Genomic DNA, 18,079 nt, shown 5'->3' with positions numbered 1-18,079 from the left:
TCCTCAGTCCCCATTCCCCCACATTTAGAGGGGTTGTCACTGCGAAATCTAGAAATTGGGATCAAATCTTCAGCAAAAACTTCTATGAGCGCAACACAATCTAACAACCTGCCGCTTTGGGTACAGGATCGGGATCAGGTGATAGCAGAAAGCACTGATGTCGAGTGGCGCTATCAGACACCGCCTGATTATTCCCGTTCCAAAGAGAATCTCGCCCAAGAAAGTATCTACAATCACCTTGAAGGTACATTGGAAGCGATCGTGCAAAACTTGGTGCGAACCTTAGAGATGGAGGTATCCTTCAAAGCTAACCCGCAAGAGTGGTTGTCTATTGTGAATGACAACTTTCGCGTGAGTAGCAATGGTGGAGTAGAGTACACCGCAGCAGATTTATCAGCCCAAGGTACTTACAATTTATTTATGGCTGATTCAGAACATTACAAGGCTTCAGAAGAAAGCTTTGAATCATCCGCAAAAGTCTTCCACACAACATTTCCCCAAGGATTCCCTTGGGAAGTAGTGGAAGTTTTCTCAGGGCCACCGAATGTAACATTCAAATGGCGGCATTGGGGACATTTTAACGGAGAATACAAGTGCGATTCGTTGCTTAGTGAATCACGGTAATCAGCCCGTACATAACTAAGCCAGCCTGACAGCAGATTACTGTCATCAAAAGGTTGAACTCTCGGTCAGATGCAAGTGCAAGTCTTGCCATTCAGACTCAGAATTGACTCCTCATCTGCCCACACCGAACAAGCTCGGTTCTTGTAGAGTGAAGCTGGGAACAGGGCGCAATCAGACGACCGTTGCGGGTTGACACTGGCGCTAATAGGGAGTTCCTACGATGAAACAGAGCCTAGAAAAGCGACTTACTACGAGGCAAGGGCGCAACACATAACCCCTGACCTCACTGGAGCTTATTCCCGCCGAAAAATTGTATATTATCGGCAAGAGTCCAGGGAATCCAGCAGCCGAATTGGCTACATCTAACGGAACAACGCCACATGCTACAACGGGGGGAACCCCCCTTCGGGTTCGGCAGTTCCTCATGGGGGAAACCCCCAAGACCGGACTGCCTCACCGCAACGCAGTGGCTGATCAATCTCTCCGAGGGAACGAATAAAAACTAACTGTGGGTCTTGAGACAGGCGAATCTCAGGTAGACCAGACGAGCGGAGGAATCCCCACAGTTAGGGTAGGACAGACCGTAATTGGTCTGAGGTGTTCAGAATACATTCACTCTAGAAGAGAAAATGATTAGACACAGTAGACATACTAGTGAATCTTGGAAAGCCCTACCGTGGAAGAAATTCCGCCGAAATCTTTTCCGCCTTCAAAAGCGCGTGTACAAAGCGGTTCTTGTTGGAGACAAGCGGAAAGCTCGGTTACTCCAAAAGCTTATTCTAAAATCAACCTCGGCTCGATTTCTTGCAATTAGACTTGTATCTCAGCTAAATGCTGGCAAAAAGACGGCTGGTATTGATGGTAAGAAATCTCTCTCATTCATGGAACGCTTCAACCTTGAAGAACTACTGAAAATGAATAGTGAAAATTGGAAGCATCAAGGCTTACGGGAAATCCCCATCCCCAAAAAGGATGGGACAACCAGAATGCTTAAGATACCTACCATCGCGGATAGAGCTTGGCAATGCCTCGCAAAATATGCACTTGAACCAGCACACGAAGCCACTTTCCACGCTAGGAGTTACGGGTTCAGAACTGGGCGCTCTGCCCACGATGCACAAAAATACATCTTTTCAAACCTAAACTCCAACTCCAAAGGAATAGAAAAACGAGTTATTGAACTCGATATCGAAAAATGCTTCGATAGGATTAATCACTCAGCAATTATGGATGAACTCATTGCCCCCAAAGGCTTAAAACTCGGCATTTTCCGATGCCTCAAGGCTGGAGTTAACCCAGAATTCCCCGAACAGGGTACACCTCAAGGGGGAGTTGTCAGTCCACTATTAGCGAACATCGCACTCAACGGGATTGAGAGTATCCACAGATACCACTACGAGTATAGGCGAGGGCGCAAGGTACACGACAATACTTTAAACAAGTCAATCATAGAACCATCAATCCGATACGCGGACGACATGGTTATTATACTCCGACCCGAAGATGATGCGACAGAGATACTTGAAAGAATCAGCGAGTTCCTCCGCAAACGCGGAATGAATGTAAGCCAAAAGAAAACCAAAGTTACCGCCGCGACAGATGGGTTTGATTTCCTCGGCTGGCACTTCAAAGTCCAGAAAAACGGAAAGTTCAGATGTAGTCCCTCAGCGGACAACTCCAAAGCTTTTCGTAAGAAAGTAAAACACATCGTCAACAACGCGAATTATGGTGCTAAGGAAAAAGCCACAAGGCTGGCTCCAATAGTTAGAGGTTGGAGAAACTACCATAAGTTCTGCAAGATGGACGGGTCTAGAAACTCGTTATACCACATCCAAAAAAGAGCTTACACGGTATTTAACAAGGAAACCAATCAAAACCGCGACTCTAGCAAGAAATTACTAGACAAAGCATTCCCAAAGGTTCCCTACTCCGAAAACAAACACATTTCTGTCAAGGGAACTAAATCACCTTACGACGGAGATACAGCCTACTGGAGCGAACGCAAAAGCAAGTTCTACGATGGCGAAACCTCTAAAGCTCTTAAGAAGCAAAACCATAGATGTGCTTCCTGCGGTCTAAAATTCATCGATGAGGAACGGGTTCACCTACACCACATCGACGGAAATCATGCCAACTGGAAGAAAAATAATCTAGAAGCAATTCATGAGAGTTGCCACGATTACAAACATATGAGCAAAAGCGCAAGCTGAGAACATCGGAAGCTGGGTGCGGTGAAAGTCGCACGCCCAGATTTAACTGAGAGGTGCGGGGAATAATATCCCCCATCGACTCAACCAGACCATGCACCAACTGGAGAGACAGTAGAAATTATCGGCATGACCATTGCAAAAGTTACCGATGACTTGAAGATTGTTTCCTTAGAACACTACTTTGACAATAGTCTGTTCTTGGAAAAGCTAACATCTGGTGGCAAACAGACAAAATCTGAAAACCCGAAAAGTGCTTGTCCGTTCAGTTCTTGGTTCAAGAAATCCCACAAAAGTTAGTTTGTAAGGGTACAGGGCTGCACTCTGTACCTTTCAATTATTTACATAGCAACCAAAGGATGAAAATGCAAACATACCATTACGTTTTGGCTAGTCAACGTTTTCTTCTCCACGAAGAACCGATACACGAAGTTCTCAAAGAACGCACCCGTCACTACCACGAACAAGAAAAACAAATTGATTTTTGGTTGGTTGAGCAACCAGCTTTCTTGGAAGCACCGCAGTTTACAGAGCTAAAAGCGAAGTGTCCCCAACCAGCAGTAGCGATTATTTCCACTAATCCCCAATTTATTACTTGGTTAAAACTGCGTTTAGAGTACGTCATCACTGGAGAATTTCAGGCTCCTTCTGAAGCAATACCAGATGCCTTGGCATCGCTTGCTACTGTTTCCTAATCTGGGCATGGGGCATGGGGCATTGGGGATTGGGCATTGGGTTATCGTAAATCAAAGGGTTTAAGACCCCAACAATACAGGTAGCGCGGAGTCGGAGCCACTCCGCCTCCGCGAAGTTTCAGTCGGGGTTTAAATCCCCGTCTGAAAATGTCTTTAATGCAAGAATTTTGAATTTTGAATTGTTAATCTCCTTGTCCCCCTTGTCCCCCACTCCCTAATTTTATTTGGGAATAACAAAATATATTTTTTTACACTACTTTAATCCCGATACTGAAGTAGCTAGGTTTTAAGCTTTTTTCTTATAAAATCTTCTAAGACACCTTGATTTACATAATCTAACTTTTGTGCATAGATTTCAAACTTTACCAAGTGTTTTAGGATTAGCGATCGCTCTTTTGATTGGTGGCATGAGTTCTGTCTTTGCCCAACAAGCCATTCCCCTTTGTCAACCACCAAATGCCGGTGAGTATCTTTTATTAGTAGTCAGTCCCACAGCAAATAATCAAAAGCAGTTGCGTAGTGCCTTACCACCTGAACTTAAGACCATCACCTGCAAATATCTCAACGAAACTGTGACGCGAGTCGGGGGGTTTAACAAAATTGATGATGCCAATCGTTGGGCGAGATATGTCAGTAATATTGTTGGCTTGTCTGCCATAATTACCACTCGACCAACAACGGCAGATGTGCAGCCACAGCCACAGGCACCTCAGCAGACTGTTAACTATAATCCTCAAGCATTAGGAGAGGGTTATGCAGTGCTGGTAGATTATTACAACCGTCCAGAACTAGTAAATAGTGTGCAACAAGTAGTGGGAGGTAACGTAGGTTTTGTTTCTTATGGACAACGCCCTTACTTGTTGGCAGTTTATACCACTAACCAAAGTGAAGCGTACAACACATTGCAGAAGCTGAACGATCGCGGTTTTGTTGCCAGCATAGTCAATAGTCGTAAGGTGATTCTGCTGCGCTCAACTGTGCGATTGTAGTCATTAGTCATTAGTCACTAGTCATTAGTTAATAAACTGTAGACTGTAGACTATTGACTAATAAGCATACCTAGCTAACCAATAGATGGTTATACCCAAAGCCGACCCAGCTATTACCTGAACTGGTGTATGTCCGAGTAATTCTTTCAGACGGTCTTGGCTAAAGTCTGGTTTTTCATCAAATAATTCATCAATCATTTGATTCAATATACGAGCTTGCTTACCAGCCGCTTGGCGAACTCCGGCGGCATCATACATGACGATGATGGCAAAAATCATCGCCACGGCAAAATCAGGAGATGCCCAACCCAGTGTTTGCCCTACACCAGCCGCTAGAGCTGTAACTAAAGCTGAATGGGCACTGGGCATACCTCCGGTTGTCACCAAAACACGCACATTCAGTTTGCGATTTTTGATGATCTCGATTACGAGCTTTAGTGCTTGAGCAATTAAACAAGCTAGCAGAGCAACCACCAGCACGCGGTTGTCTAAAATGTTGCCTATGTCCTGCATGGTATTTTGGTTAGGTTAGTAAATATTAGCAGCAGTTGTTGGTTGAGGAAACATTTAGATTCAACCCAAAATCCAAAATTAACCTAGTACATCACGGCGGAAACAGACCAATTATTCAAAATAGCCTAAAAGCTTACCAAATAAGCTTTTTGAATTTTAAATTTTGGATTCCGTTGGGCGGTACTAGTACAGCATGGTGTAAATAAACCACCCATTCCAAATCAATACTTCTCTACGAGACGCTCCGCGTAGCTTGCTTCCACGAAGTGATACGACAAGCTCAGTAACCATGAAACGCTTGCAGTATAAGAATTCTGAATCCCGCAAAGCGGTACTAGTTATTGCGGCTGGTAATAAAATGAGCGATCGCTTGGAGTGACTTGGCTCTCTCCCCAAATGGTTCTAATTCCGCACAAGCCGCTTTAACTAGCTCTTGGGCTTTTGAGCGCGATTCTTCAAGTCCCCAAAGGCTGGGATAGGTCACTTTCTTCGCTTTTTGGTCTTTACCGGCTGTTTTGCCTAATTGCTCTTGGGTAGCAGTGATATCCAGAATATCATCGATGATTTGGAATGCTAGCCCAATATTTTGAGCATAACGGGTCAGTCGCTGCACATCTTCAGGTGATGCTCCAGTTATGATCCCGCCACAAACTACGCAAGCTTCCAAAAGAGCGGCTGTTTTGTGTTTATGAATGAAATTTAGCGTTTCTAGGGAAATATTTGATTTCCCTTCCGACTCTAAATCGATAACTTGACCGCCGACCAAACCAGCTGCCCCCAGCGCCCGACCAAGACGGGCAATTACCTGCAAGACTAGCTCTCTGTTGACGCTTTGGGGGGTTTGAATGGCAACAAACTCAAAAGCGAGAGCCAACAAGCCATCCCCAGCCAAAATCGCCACATCTTCGCCATAGACTTTATGATTTGTCAGTTTGCCACGACGGTAATCGTCATTATCCATCGCTGGCAGGTCGTCATGAATCAACGACATTGTGTGGATCATCTCCACAGCACAAGCCGTTGGCATCGCCATTTCGATGGTTCCACCCATCATTTCACAGGTAGCAAGGCAAAGAATGGGACGTACACGCTTACCTCCAGCTAATAACGAGTAGCGCATCGCCTCATAAATCTTTTCTGGATAAATGATCGGGATAGCCTGATCTAAAGCAGTATCACAAAGCTTTTGTCGCTCTTTCAGATAGACTGCTAAGTTAAACGTGGCTTCCTCTGGTGGTGTCTTTTGAACGTTATCAGTTGCTACCATTCTTAAATTCCTGACATTTTGGGATTTTTGTCTTATACGTCACAATTTTAAGGTGCTGTGGGGCTGAAAAAGTGAAGAGTTAGGAATTAGGAGTTAGGAGTTAGCAATAATAATTCTTAACTTTTAACTCATCACTTCTCACTCCTCACTCATCACTATCTTTCTTCTCTTACCGCCTTGGAATAGCTGGCAAATGTATTTTGCAACAATATGGCGACAGTCATCGGGCCAACACCACCAGGAACGGGGGTGATAAATCCTGCTACACCGGCGGTTGATTCAAAGTGGACATCGCCAATTAAGCGACTCTTGCCACTAGCATCGGTGACGCGATTCATCCCCACATCTACCACAACAGCGCCCGGTTTCACCATATCAGCAGTGATCAGTCCAGGACGACCGACTGCTGCAATTAGAATATCAGCATTTTGGGTGATGGTTTTGAGATCATGCGATCGCGAGTGAGCAATCGTGACTGTGGCATCAGCTTCTAGTAGCATCAACGCCATAGGTTTACCCACCAAAATACTGCGTCCCACTACTACTGCCTGTTTTCCCTGCAAGGGAATTTCATATTCTTGTAACAGTCGCATCACACCCCCTGGAGTGCAGCTGCGTAAACCGGTTTCTCCCCGTACTAGTCGCCCCAAGTTAACTGGGTGCAATCCATCAGCATCTTTATCGGGATCAATTTGATGTAGCAGAGTCACAGCATCTAAGTGGTTAGGTAAGGGCAACTGCACAAGAATGCCATCCACCCGTTCATCATGGTTTAGTGCAGCGATGACCTCTTCTAACTCCTCAAGGGTAGTTTGGGCGGGAAAATGCTTACCAAAAGAGGCGATACCAACTTTAGCGCAGGCTTTTTCTTTATTGCGTACATAAGCGGCTGATGCTGGATTATCGCCAACCATCAACACTGCTAAACCAGGCGATCGTCCAATTTTGGGTTGTAATTGTGTAATGGCAACAGAAAGTTCTTGCTGAATTTTTGCTGCTATTGCTTTACCATCAAGGAGTTTGGCAGTTTTTGTTTCCATGAGAATTCCCAGCTATATTCGCCTTTTGTCAAAACTCAGCCGCTTCTGGTCTAGGCGGAGTCAACAGTCCAAAATCTAGAGTGAAAATATTGATTCTTGACTCTTGACTTTTAACTATTATTGTGTATTTCTTTGATGTCGTCGGGTTTCTCTCACAGTAAATCCATAATGTTTATTTTCTCAGATCAACGGCGTTATCTGAAGAATAAAGAATTAAGGATGAAATTTAGAACATTTTTTTGCTCAGTTGAGAGTGTGTTTCTGAAACCGCAGAGAATAGTATAGATGGGAACTGACCTGATGAAACTGGCGACAAAGCAAACAGTGACGCAAAAATTTGCTCAATCAGTGGCTTTCATGGAACAAGCGAGAAATTTGTCCCTTCCGTTCTTGTACGGACACAGCATTGTTCCCTACCGCCTGGGGTTGATTTTTTTCTTGGTGGTGGGACTTTGTAGTTGTGGTAGTTTGCCTTCGTCTGGCTTAAATGGGGTTAACTTAAAAATTGGTACCAATGTCACCCCAATTCGAGAAATTAAACCAGAACAAGACAATCAGGCTATAGTTTACATCCAAGGTCAGGTAGAAAAGCAAGCTCCTCTGATGAAGCAGTGGGCTTATCAAATTAATGACTCGACGGGCAAAATTTGGGTTGTCACCAATCAAAAGAATCTGGCCAAGGGAGCGCAAGTGGTGATTAAGGGTAAAGTTCGCTACCGAAGTATCCCCTTAGCTGGTAAAGAATTGGGGGAAGTTTATCTAGAAGAAGAGTAATCAGCAATTAAAAATCAACATATGAACAATCAACCGGTGCATGTAGCGATCGCAATTCTCTACCAAAAAGATAAGTTTCTCATGCAACTGCGCGACAACATCCCCGGTATTCTCTACCCTGGTTACTGGGCGCTGTTTGGCGGTCACATCGAACCTGGTGAAACGCCAGAGGTAGCAGTGAAGCGAGAAATTTTAGAAGAAATCGGCTACAATTTACCGCCCTTTGTTGAATTTGGCTGTTATCCCAACGAAAGAGTTGTTCGTCATGTCTTTCATGCACCACTCTTGATGGAATTAAATCAACTGGTTTTGAATGAAGGCTGGGATATGGGGTTATTGACCCCAGAAGATATTCGCCAAGGTAACTGTTATTCGCAAAAGGCTGGCGAAGTGCGACCTTTGGGGGCAATGCATCAGCGAATTATGTTGGATTTTATCGAGACAAATCAACAAGCTTAATCAAAGAGAATCACTGTTTGCTAAACGGGTATTAGTTGCCCAGTTTGAAGTAAGTAATTGGGCAAGAATAAATCAAACTATGTTACGCAATGTAAAATTAATTAAATTGGCTCGTAGTAAACGGCTCCAGCCAGGAAAATCTGGCTGGTAGCCTGTTTACTACAAACCTTTATCATAACATACTTTTCGCTCTCTATGAAACTCTTTTAAATTTTGAATTTTGAATTGTTAAAACTCTTGTGGAGTCACCACTAATGCAATCAGTAAACAAACTGCCGCGATGGTTAACTATAGGATTGGCATTTCCCATTGCCATTCTGAACGGCTGGCTATTGCTCCAAGTTGTACAGTATTTTCAACCGTTGGTGAGTATTATTGCCGCCGCCATCTTACTGGCTTTTGTCTTGAACTATCCAATCCAGTTTCTCCAGGAACAAAGGGTAAAACGTAACCTGGCGATCGCCGGAGTGTTGCTTTTGACTGTGGTGGTTTTAGGAGCTTTAGGCATCACCTTGGTTCCCCTGATTATCCAACAACTCGTAGAGCTAGCTAATATTTTGCCCAGTTGGATTGATTCTGGAACTCAGCAGCTGCAAGCTTTCCAAGATTGGGCGTTAAGTCAACAACAACTTCCGATTAATTTAAGTGGTTTATTTACCCAAGTTCTGGAACGATTATCTAACCAACTTCAGTCGTTTACTGGTAGAATTCTTGGTTTTGCCGTCGATACCATTGGTATTGTCCTCAATGTGCTGCTGGCGGTAGTGCTGACTATCTATTTAATATTAAACGGCGAACGTCTTTGGGACGGAATTTTTCAATGGTTTCCCCCTAACATTGGGTTAAAAGTGCGGGAATTACTGCGAGAGGATTTCCACAATTACTTCATCGGGCAAGCAACATTGGGAGCTGTGTTAGGGGTGACAATTACACTGGCGTTTTTGGCGCTGCAAGTTCCCTTGGCTCTACTTTTTGGCATCGGTATTGGTTTGTTTTCTCTCTTCCCCTTTGGTACAGGGGTAGGTATCGCCATAGTAAGTTTGTTGGTGGCGTTGCAAAACTTTTGGTTAGGAGTTGAAGTCTTAGGTGTAGCTGTTGCGATCGACCAAGTTAATTCTAATTTTGTTGCACCTCGAATTCTCGGTAATTTGACTGGACTAAATCCCGTGTGGGTGGTGATTTCTTTGCTGTTGGGGGCAAAGTTGGGAGGAGTGCTGGGTTTGTTAATTGCGATCCCTATTGCCAGTTTTATCAAGGATATAACAGATAGCTGGCGGGCTGGAGAGTTTAAGAAGATAGATGATATCGAGTCAGAACCTGTTACGGTCATTAGTGAGAGGGCAGGAACTTATAGTTAAAATTCAATATGTAAGTGAAGGAAAACTGACAATTTTGACTATTACTTATCGTAAATCAAAGGATTTAAGACCCCAACAATACAGGTAGCGCGGAGTCGGAGCCACTCCGCCTCCGCGAAGTTTCAGTCGGGGTTTAAATCCCCGTCTGAAAATGTCTTTAATGCAAGAATTTTGAATTTTGTTAGCGCAGCGTAAAGCCTTCGCCATAGCTTCGCTTAGAGCGAGTCTGCGTTCGCTTTTAGCGTCTCGTAGAGAGCGTCATTTTGAATTTTGAATTGTTAATGCTTGTTTTTCTTAAGAAGTTAAGAATTAAGTTGAACTGGAATTTTAATAATAAACTCAGTCCCTTCGCCAACAGCCGATATACATTGCAGTTTACCACCGTGTTTTTGCACAACAATTTGATAGCTAATAGATAGACCTAATCCAGTTCCTTTGCCAACGGGTTTAGTGGTGAAAAATGGATCAAACAACTGATTTTGGAAACTCTCTGGAATTCCCGGGCCATTATCGGAAATGCGAATAATTACTTGCTTGTCATCAGTGAGTTTAGTATGAATACAAATTTGTGCTTTATCCCTTACCCATGACGGATGACTAATGACCCTTACGGGTAGACGCTCGTACCTCGCTACCGCTACGCTAGCGCCAGTCACATCATGGGGGTTTCCCCCATCGCTTTCGCTTTTAGCGTCTCCCCTTCTCTGCGAGACGCTGCGCGAAGGGAGAAGACCGTGCTGGCTCACTAATGACTCTTGTATGGCATCAATCGCATTCGCCAAAATATTCATAAATACCTGATTGAGTAACCCAGCGTAGCACTCAACTTTAGGAAGATCACCGTATTCCTTAATTATGTTTATGCTTTCACCGATTTGGTGATTTTTGAGACGGCTTTCTAAAATTACCAGGGTGCTATCAATACCTTCATGGATATCAACTAATTTTTTATCAGATTCATCAAGACGGGAAAAATTTCGTAAGGAAAGAATGATTTGCTTGATTCGCTCAGTACCAACCTCCATAGAGGTGAGAAGACGGGGGAGGTCGGTGGTTAAAAAATCCAGTTCAATTTCTGCGATCACAGTTTGAATTTCCGCTTCTGGTTCAGGATAATATTGTTGGTACAATCTAATGAGAGCGAGTAAATTTTGACTGTATTCGATGGCGTGAACAAGGTTGCCAGCAATAAAGTTGACGGGGTTATTGATTTCGTGGGCAATACCAGCAACGAGTTGTCCTAAGGCAGCCATTTTTTCATTCTGAATTAATCGCGTATAGTTCTGTTTAAGATCATTAAATCCTGCTTTAGCGACTCTAGATTGTTCCTCTACCTGCTGTAGTTCAATAAGTGTTAAAACATGAATTTGGGAGTGGGCTAAGAGTAATTGATGAAAATCGACGAGCTTATATTTTCCAGAGGTAGTTTTAACTAAAATCGGCTCATAAGCAATTTCAGGTGGTCGTTGCAAACTTGCCTGAGTCGCATTGATAATGAGCATATCCTCAGAAAGTGGTAACATCTCTAGATGGAAAAACTTGTAGAGAATTCTAATCGGTCTACTAGAAAATAGTGCCAGACTATAAGGGTGGCTCATATACTCAAAGAATTTCCGCCGCGAAACCATCCCCGCATAGTGTTGATTATTATTCAGTATAATTCCTGGCAGTAAAGGCTCTTGGTTAAAAAGCATCACTAAATCATTGCCTGGACGCTCTATTTCAATCTCAACCTCCCAAAAGGGTAATTCTTGCAAAGTTGACTCTAATCGCAAGTTCGACTCATTAGCATCTGTCATGCCATCAATAGTCAGCATACTCTCAAACCTTGACTCCTGAGGTAATATTTCTGGTAACATCCTGAATATCCGTCTCTATGATTTCAAAGTTCATCAATCGTTACAAACTTATCTTTCCCAAATTGCTATCCAAAATTCAGGGGAGCATCCCAAATGTGTAAAAACATAATTTGTCATTGCGAGCGGAATGCAGTGAAGCAAAGCAATCGCAAAGTACAGATGTTGCGATTGCTACCCTTCGGGAAGCCGCTTCGCGTCTACATTCCGCAACTCTACAAGACGCTACCGCGTAGCTTGCTTCTGGGTTCGCGTAGCGTCCCGTAGGGAAGAAGTACGCTTCATTCGCAATTGAATTGTAACGATTTTGGTAAATTTGCTTGCATTGGGATGCTCCCAAATTCACAGCGTAGATGTGGGAATATAGAGTACTTCAGCGAATCCAATATATTAATATTTTATTAACTATTAGATAACTTAATCTTTACTTATCGTTCTAACAGAATGTGTTAAACACTTATCCTGTAAGACTTCTTTAGCTTGCCATTATTTAGTATGGAATCTAATCACTCATTGAAGCTAAACCGCCGCCAGTTTTTGCTCCGTTCAACGATCGCAGCAGGTGGAATTATTGCCACAAATATTGTATCCAAATCACAAGTTTTTGCCCAAGCACCTGGAATTATCACCTCTGATAAAATGCGTCCTGGTATACCTTATGGTGTAGCTAGCGGAGATATCTGCAATGATAGCATTGTCATTTGGAGTCGGAGCGATCGCCCTGCCAAAATGATCGTAGAATATTCTACCAGCGAATCTTTTAAAAATGTCCAGCGAGTTGTGGGGCCCAATGCTTTAAAAAATAGCGACTTTACAGCCCGACTTTATCTGAGAAATTTACCACCAGACCAACAATTATTTTATCGGGTAATCTTCCAAGATTTAGATTATCAAGGCACCTACAGCGCTCCTGTCAAAGGCACTTTCCGAACTCCCTCCAAATCTGGGCGAGATGTATTCTTTGTTTGGGGTGGAGACACTGCCGGTCAGGGATGGGGGATTAATTCTGAGTTCGGTGGGATGAAAATTTACGAAAGTATGCGTCAACTTAATCCCGACTTTTTCATCCATTCTGGCGATAATATTTATGCCGATGGTCCCATTCAAGCAGAAGTAACTTTAGACGACGGCACTATTTGGAAAAACATCACCACACCCGAAAAATCCAAAGTAGCAGAGACTCTAACAGAATTTCGTGGCAATTATATTTACAATTTGCTGGATGAAAACATCAAGCGTTTCAATGCTGAAGTTCCCATATTGGCACAGTGGGACGACCACGAAACAAGGAACAATTGGTATCCTGGGCAAATTATCGTCAACGATGATCGTTATACAGTTAAGGATGTTAACTTGTTAGCTGAAAGGTCAAGACAAGCGTTTTTAGAATATCTGCCGATTGGATATACAACCGATAATCCAGACAAAACGAAAATTTATCGCTCCTTTAAGCATGGGCCATTACTAGACATTTTCATGCTGGATGAGCGCACCTATCGGGGACCAAATAGCCCCAATAATCAGCCAGTACCAAGTCAAAAAACAGATTTTTTGAGCAAAATACAAGTGCAATGGTTGAAAAAGCAATTGCTATCATCAAAAGCAACATGGAAAGTGATTGCTAGTGATATGCCTTTGGGACTGATAGTTACAGACGGTACCACGGACTTTGAAGCTTGGGCTAACGGAAATGGCCCAACTTTAGGAAGAGAACTAGAACTTGCCGATTTACTACGATTTATCAAAAACAAGAATATCCAGAATGTTGTTTGGTTAACTGCTGATGTACATTACGCAGCAGCCCATTATTACGACCCCGCAAAAGCGCAGTTTACCGACTTTAAGCCTTTTTGGGAATTCGTCGCCGGGCCTCTTAACTCTGGCACATTTGGGCCAAACGAATTGGATAATACCTTTGGGCCACAATTAATATTTCAAAGTCTTCCTCCAGGTACAAAAGCAAATCGACCCCCAAGTGAAGGTTTGCAATTCTTTGGAGGAATCAAGATTGATGCTAATACAAAGGTGATGACGGTAACACTGCGTAACTTGGTAGGTAAAACTCTTTACAGTGTAGATTTGCCGCCAGAAGCATAAATCTCTAAAAGCGCAGCGAAATTTAGCCAGTTGGATGGAGTAATTAGGCAATTTTTTACTTTATCTGCTGGCTTTGTTGTTTTTGCTGTTTTTGCTGAGATATTGAAGAATTAAAAACCTTGTGCGATCGCTACTGTTAGGAGCTAAATTTAAGTAGGTAGAGTTTTGGAGTTGATCATGCTTAAGCAACTCATCTTAGAAAACTGGAAAAGTTTCCGTTATGCCGAGCTTCCACTTGACCCGTTGACTGTTCTTATTGGAACAAATGCCAGTGGTAAATCTAATGTAGTTGAGGCTTTGGAATTTTTAAAGAGAATAGTACAAGGTGAAAAGGTTGAAGTAGCTTTAGCAGGAGACAAAAGACTACCATCCATTCGAGGTGGTATCGAGTGGGCAGCATATCAAACTGAAACAAAATTTACACTAAAGGTAGTGGTTCAGTTTGAGAACGATACTAGTGATTATATTCATAGTATTACAGTAGGGATAAAACCTTTTCCTCATATTTTAGAAAATTCTACACTTGCTAGAGAAGACACAGAATATGAGCAAAAAACTGTTACCAATTATTTTTTACATAAGCATATTTATGAATATAATTTATTACAGAAAAAATTAGATGTTATTAATTTTTCTTTTTTAGATGATGGAGAAGATAAAGTAGAAATAATACTTGACCAAATTTTGAAATCTATTGAAAATATTTTTATTTTAAATCCTATTCCATCTAAAATGCGTGATTATGTGAAAGTTTCTGAGATATATGAAAGTGATGCATCCAATATGGCAGGAGTGTTAGCAACATTACCTGAAAAAAATAAAGCCGAGATAGAAGCAACTCTGTCTAGATATATCAAAGATTTGCCGGAAGGAGATATTCAGAAAGTATGGGCAGAAAAGGTTGGCAGATTTGGTACTGATGCAATGCTTTACTGTCAGGAAGAATGGAAACCTGGTCATGTTACAGAAATTGATGCTAGAACTATGTCCGATGGAACTTTGCGCTTTCTAGCAATCCTCACAGCATTACTTACTCGACCAGAAGGTAGTCAACTAGTAATTGAAGAAATAGATAATGGTCTTCATCCTTCCCGTGCAGAATTGCTAGTCAGAATACTACGGGAAATTGGCAGCAAAAGAAAAATTGATATTTTACTTACTACCCATAATCCAGCTTTACTTGATGCTTTAGGCCCAGAGATAGTTCCTTTTGTGGTTGTTGCACACCGCGATTCTGAAACTGGAGAAAGCAAACTTACCCTTTTAGAAGATATTGAAAATCTTCCTCTTTTGCTAGCATCAGGAACTTTGGGCAGATTAGCAACTAAAGGCGCAATTGAAAAGAGCCTTTCTGATAAGAAGTAAAGTTAAATATGAGAAAGGTTCTGATTATTGACACATCAATACTCTGCGTCTACTTCGGTGTTCCTGGTAAAGAGACTTGTGGCTCTGATAATGATAAATGGGATCAAAAAAGAGTTAAAGCCCGTTTTCAAGCAGAAGAAAGACAAAAAGCAAAGTTTATACTACCATTAGCAACAATTATAGAAACTGGTAATCACATTGCACAAGCTAAGTCTAGGCGATATGAAATTGCTCAAGCTTTCGCTGATATTTTAGTGAAAGTAGCAGATGGATTAATACCTTGGGGGGTTTTTGAAACTCAAGTAGGTGAACTTTGGAATTCAGAACAATTGAAACAGTTGGCTACGGAATGGCCTACTCTAGCATCTAGAAAGATTTCTATCGGAGATGCGACAATTAAGACTGTAGCTGAATATTACGCTAAAACCAGCAGCACATTCCAAGTAGAAATTTTTACGGGCGATGGGGGACTGAAGGCTTATGAACCAGCTACCCCAGCACCTAAACGCCGAAGCGATCGCACCAAGTAAAATATCCTTAACCAACGTTTAACTCTTGCGTAAATCAGTTGTTGCTTCTAAAGTTATCTGCTTAATTGCCTCTAAATCAAGTGGTGGTGTTTCACTTTCCATTCCCAACCACAAAAGATATTCAATATTCCCAGCAGGGCCAGTAATCGGCGACCAAGTTAAGCCTTTGTATTTCCATCCTAATTCCTGGGCTGCTTGCAACACCTGGAAAATAGCATCAGCTTGGTCATTTGGATCACGCACAACGCCTTTTTTACCCACACGCGATCTACCAACTTCAAACTGTGGCTTGACTAACAACACAGCTTCCCGATTAGCTTGAGTTAGCTGCCACAAAGCAGGCAGAATCTTGGTTAAAGATATAAACGATACATCGACCACCGCCAAATCAGGAATCGCGTCATCCTCGCCATATAACTCATCTGGTCGTAGTTGGCGTAAATTGGTGCGTTCCCGCAAAACCCCCCGCGAATCATTTCGCAACCGCCAGTCAACTTGCCCGTAACCGACATCAATACCGTAAACTTGTTTTGCTCCAGCTTGCAACAGACAATCAGTAAAACCACCAGTAGAAATCCCACCATCTAAACAAATGCGCTCTCCTACGGGAATGGCAAATACTGACAAAGCTTTGGAGAGTTTTTCACCGCCTCTAGAAACAAAAGGCGATCGCACCTTAATATTTATTTGAGCCGAAATATCAACTTCTGTACCAGGTTTATCAACTAACTGTTGATTAACAGTGACTTCCCCCGCCTGAATTAACCGTTGTGCTAAGGCGCGAGAAGAACATAAATTTAACTCTACTAATAGTGTGTCGAGTCGCTGTTTAGCCAATTAACTAGACTCTCCTGGTAAAATTAAAGTCAAAGCACGATTGATGATTTCTTCTCGGTTAACCAGCTTTTCTAATTCTTCTAGCTCATAACGACCTTCTTCTACTTCTAAGGAAGCTTCATCAATGGCATTTAAATGGGCTTCTGCTAAGATTTCTAACAATTCTTCTGGCGTGAGATAATAGCCCCCCGCTTGACGCCGCTTATTTTCACGTTGAATTTCCCGAACTGAATTCCGAATTGAGACTTCCCAAGAGCGAGTCGTGCGATTTTCAGCTTGTTGTTTAATCAGATGCAACAGCAAAATCACTGCATAGCTACGAATCGTCTTGATGATGTCATTTCGGCTCATTTCTGTTAATTCTTCAACTATAATCAATGCCCCTTGAACATCGCCTTTAACAAGCAAGTCTTTCAAACTTAATAATTCTTCCATAATCAGCGCTTCAAACATCGGCAACTTCTATTGTGGCTGATCACGGTTCTATTTCAGATAAGATCAGCCTATTATTCCGTAGCGGTAATTCATGAATTACCGCTACTGACGACGTATTTTGCGTAGCGCGTAGCAGTAGGGGTAAGCTAACTCGTTGGCCTAGCTAAGAAGAGGAGAGGCTAGCGCCTGCCGTAGGATGCCAGAACCGCATAGCTACCATATCTCGCGGCACTTTCCACAAGCTGAAATCGCGCTCAACAATAACTGCCTTCTCTTATCAGCCGAGATTTTCATTTTGGACATTTAAGCATAATTACAGTTGAATATTTTGAAGTTTCGACCTACAAAATTGTATAGACACTCACGAGTCAGGGAAAATAACTCAACTTTTCCGTAAACAAACCTCTGAGACGAGTAGTTATTACAGATACTAAAAACTTGAACTTTATTATGAAACATCTCTTAATTGGTAGTTTATCAACCCTACTTTTTACAGCAGGAGCTTATGTTTTACCACTTCCCTCAATGGCACAGTTTGCAAATGTCAAACAGCATTTGAATTCTCTGACTACAAGCCGTGTAGTTTTTGCAGCAGGAAAAAGTAGTACCACAATTCAAAATGCCGAAAATAACATCTATATATTAAGAGCTAAAGCTGGACAAACATTGAGTTTAAAAGTTAATAGTTTAGGCGCTCGTGCCAGTGTTACTCTCTATGGTGTTAATGGTAAACCTTTAAGTCCAGTTTTCGCTGGTGCTAACGGTGAAGGTAAGAGTTTTCGCCTGCGTCTTCCTAAGACAGGTGATTACTATATAGTAGGCGGTTCTGGGCCGACAAATCATTTATACGATTTCACAATTTCTATTAAATAACACCATGAGTCACTGGGGGATAAATCCCCCATAAGGCTTTCATCCCCGACTTAAAAGACATTAAAACCTAAAAACCCAAAAAGGTTTTAGGTTTTAATTTCGGGGTTTTCGGCCAACATTTTTATAAAAAAGCGATCGCCCCATCAAACCAAAGTGCGAT

Annotated in this window: 16 protein-coding genes and 2 pseudogenes; 12 read left to right on the top strand and 6 right to left on the bottom strand. The window is 42.3% G+C overall.

Annotated features, from left to right (window positions below):
- Nucleotides 1-84: 84 nt before the first annotated feature.
- From HWQ41_RS15440 to HWQ41_RS15420, 5 genes and pseudogenes are all read left to right on the top strand, one after another.
- A pseudogene (locus HWQ41_RS15440) lies at nt 85-594 on the top strand (SnoaL-like polyketide cyclase); the annotation flags it as partial.
- Between the two features lie 659 nt (nt 595-1,253).
- Entirely contained in the window at nt 1,254-2,834 is a 1,581-nt protein-coding gene (locus HWQ41_RS15435) for a reverse transcriptase domain-containing protein (protein WP_292764235.1), read from the top strand.
- An 87-nt stretch (nt 2,835-2,921) separates the two neighbouring features.
- Nucleotides 2,922-3,131, top strand: a pseudogene (locus HWQ41_RS15430) (SnoaL-like polyketide cyclase); the annotation flags it as partial.
- A 65-nt stretch (nt 3,132-3,196) separates the two neighbouring features.
- Nucleotides 3,197-3,526 (top strand): MgPME-cyclase complex family protein, encoded by a 330-nt coding sequence (locus HWQ41_RS15425; protein WP_292764232.1) that lies wholly within the window; start codon nt 3,197-3,199, stop codon nt 3,524-3,526.
- Nucleotides 3,527-3,870: 344 nt separating this feature from the next.
- Nucleotides 3,871-4,515 carry a hypothetical protein gene (locus HWQ41_RS15420; protein ID WP_292764229.1) on the top strand — a complete coding sequence of 215 codons (645 nt, stop codon included), beginning with the start codon at nt 3,871-3,873 and terminating at the stop codon, nt 4,513-4,515.
- Nucleotides 4,516-4,572: 57 nt separating this feature from the next.
- Here HWQ41_RS15420 and HWQ41_RS15415 read toward each other — a convergent pair whose 3' ends face one another.
- From HWQ41_RS15415 to folD, 3 genes are all read right to left on the bottom strand, one after another.
- Nucleotides 4,573-5,028, bottom strand: a complete 456-nt coding sequence (locus tag HWQ41_RS15415) for a divergent PAP2 family protein (protein ID WP_292764226.1) — start codon at nt 5,026-5,028, stop codon at nt 4,573-4,575.
- A gap of 334 nt (nt 5,029-5,362) precedes the next feature.
- Nucleotides 5,363-6,295, bottom strand: a complete 933-nt coding sequence (gene crtE / locus HWQ41_RS15410; protein ID WP_292764223.1) for a geranylgeranyl diphosphate synthase CrtE — start codon at nt 6,293-6,295, stop codon at nt 5,363-5,365.
- A 155-nt stretch (nt 6,296-6,450) separates the two neighbouring features.
- Nucleotides 6,451-7,335: a bifunctional methylenetetrahydrofolate dehydrogenase/methenyltetrahydrofolate cyclohydrolase FolD gene (gene folD, locus HWQ41_RS15405; RefSeq protein ID WP_292764221.1), complete on the bottom strand. Its 885-nt coding sequence runs from the start codon at nt 7,333-7,335 to the stop codon at nt 6,451-6,453.
- A 285-nt stretch (nt 7,336-7,620) separates the two neighbouring features.
- On the opposite strand from folD, the gene HWQ41_RS15400 reads away from it, so the two are divergent.
- From HWQ41_RS15400 to HWQ41_RS15390, 3 genes are all read left to right on the top strand, one after another.
- Nucleotides 7,621-8,109, top strand: a complete 489-nt coding sequence (locus HWQ41_RS15400) for a hypothetical protein (RefSeq protein ID WP_292764218.1) — start codon at nt 7,621-7,623, stop codon at nt 8,107-8,109.
- A gap of 21 nt (nt 8,110-8,130) precedes the next feature.
- Complete coding sequence (locus tag HWQ41_RS15395) at nt 8,131-8,568, top strand: NUDIX hydrolase (protein WP_292764215.1); 438 nt, start codon at nt 8,131-8,133, stop codon at nt 8,566-8,568.
- Nucleotides 8,569-8,822: 254 nt separating this feature from the next.
- The gene (locus HWQ41_RS15390) at nt 8,823-9,926 is read left to right on the top strand and encodes an AI-2E family transporter (protein WP_292764213.1); all 1,104 of its coding nucleotides are present in this window, start codon (nt 8,823-8,825) and stop codon (nt 9,924-9,926) included.
- Between the two features lie 302 nt (nt 9,927-10,228).
- Here HWQ41_RS15390 and HWQ41_RS15385 read toward each other — a convergent pair whose 3' ends face one another.
- Nucleotides 10,229-11,743, bottom strand: a complete 1,515-nt coding sequence (locus HWQ41_RS15385; RefSeq protein WP_292764209.1) for an ATP-binding protein — start codon at nt 11,741-11,743, stop codon at nt 10,229-10,231.
- A 534-nt stretch (nt 11,744-12,277) separates the two neighbouring features.
- Between HWQ41_RS15385 and HWQ41_RS15380 the strand changes: the two genes are divergently transcribed.
- From HWQ41_RS15380 to HWQ41_RS15370, 3 genes are all read left to right on the top strand, one after another.
- On the top strand, nt 12,278-13,879 hold the full coding sequence (locus HWQ41_RS15380) for an alkaline phosphatase D family protein (protein WP_292764207.1): 1,602 nt from the start codon (nt 12,278-12,280) through the stop codon (nt 13,877-13,879).
- A 177-nt stretch (nt 13,880-14,056) separates the two neighbouring features.
- Nucleotides 14,057-15,244 (top strand): AAA family ATPase, encoded by a 1,188-nt coding sequence (locus tag HWQ41_RS15375; protein WP_292764204.1) that lies wholly within the window; start codon nt 14,057-14,059, stop codon nt 15,242-15,244.
- 8 nt (nt 15,245-15,252) lie between these two features.
- Nucleotides 15,253-15,774 (top strand): hypothetical protein, encoded by a 522-nt coding sequence (locus HWQ41_RS15370; RefSeq protein ID WP_292764202.1) that lies wholly within the window; start codon nt 15,253-15,255, stop codon nt 15,772-15,774.
- An 18-nt stretch (nt 15,775-15,792) separates the two neighbouring features.
- On the opposite strand, the gene HWQ41_RS15365 is transcribed toward HWQ41_RS15370, so the two are convergent.
- Together HWQ41_RS15365 and HWQ41_RS15360 are read right to left on the bottom strand one after the other, a co-directional pair.
- Entirely contained in the window at nt 15,793-16,611 is an 819-nt protein-coding gene (locus HWQ41_RS15365) for a TlyA family RNA methyltransferase (RefSeq protein WP_292764200.1), read from the bottom strand.
- The gene (locus HWQ41_RS15360; protein ID WP_292764238.1) at nt 16,612-17,046 is read right to left on the bottom strand and encodes a DUF29 family protein; all 435 of its coding nucleotides are present in this window, start codon (nt 17,044-17,046) and stop codon (nt 16,612-16,614) included.
- 450 nt (nt 17,047-17,496) lie between these two features.
- On the opposite strand from HWQ41_RS15360, the gene HWQ41_RS15355 reads away from it, so the two are divergent.
- On the top strand, nt 17,497-17,919 hold the full coding sequence (locus tag HWQ41_RS15355; protein WP_292764198.1) for a hypothetical protein: 423 nt from the start codon (nt 17,497-17,499) through the stop codon (nt 17,917-17,919).
- Nucleotides 17,920-18,079 lie beyond the last annotated feature (160 nt).

Source organism: Nostoc sp. NOS(2021) (assembly GCF_017115025.1).
Classification (GTDB): Bacteria; Cyanobacteriota; Cyanobacteriia; order Cyanobacteriales; family Nostocaceae; genus Nostoc.
Note: the sequence above shows the minus strand (reverse complement) of the source record. Positions and strands in the feature narration are given on the sequence as shown.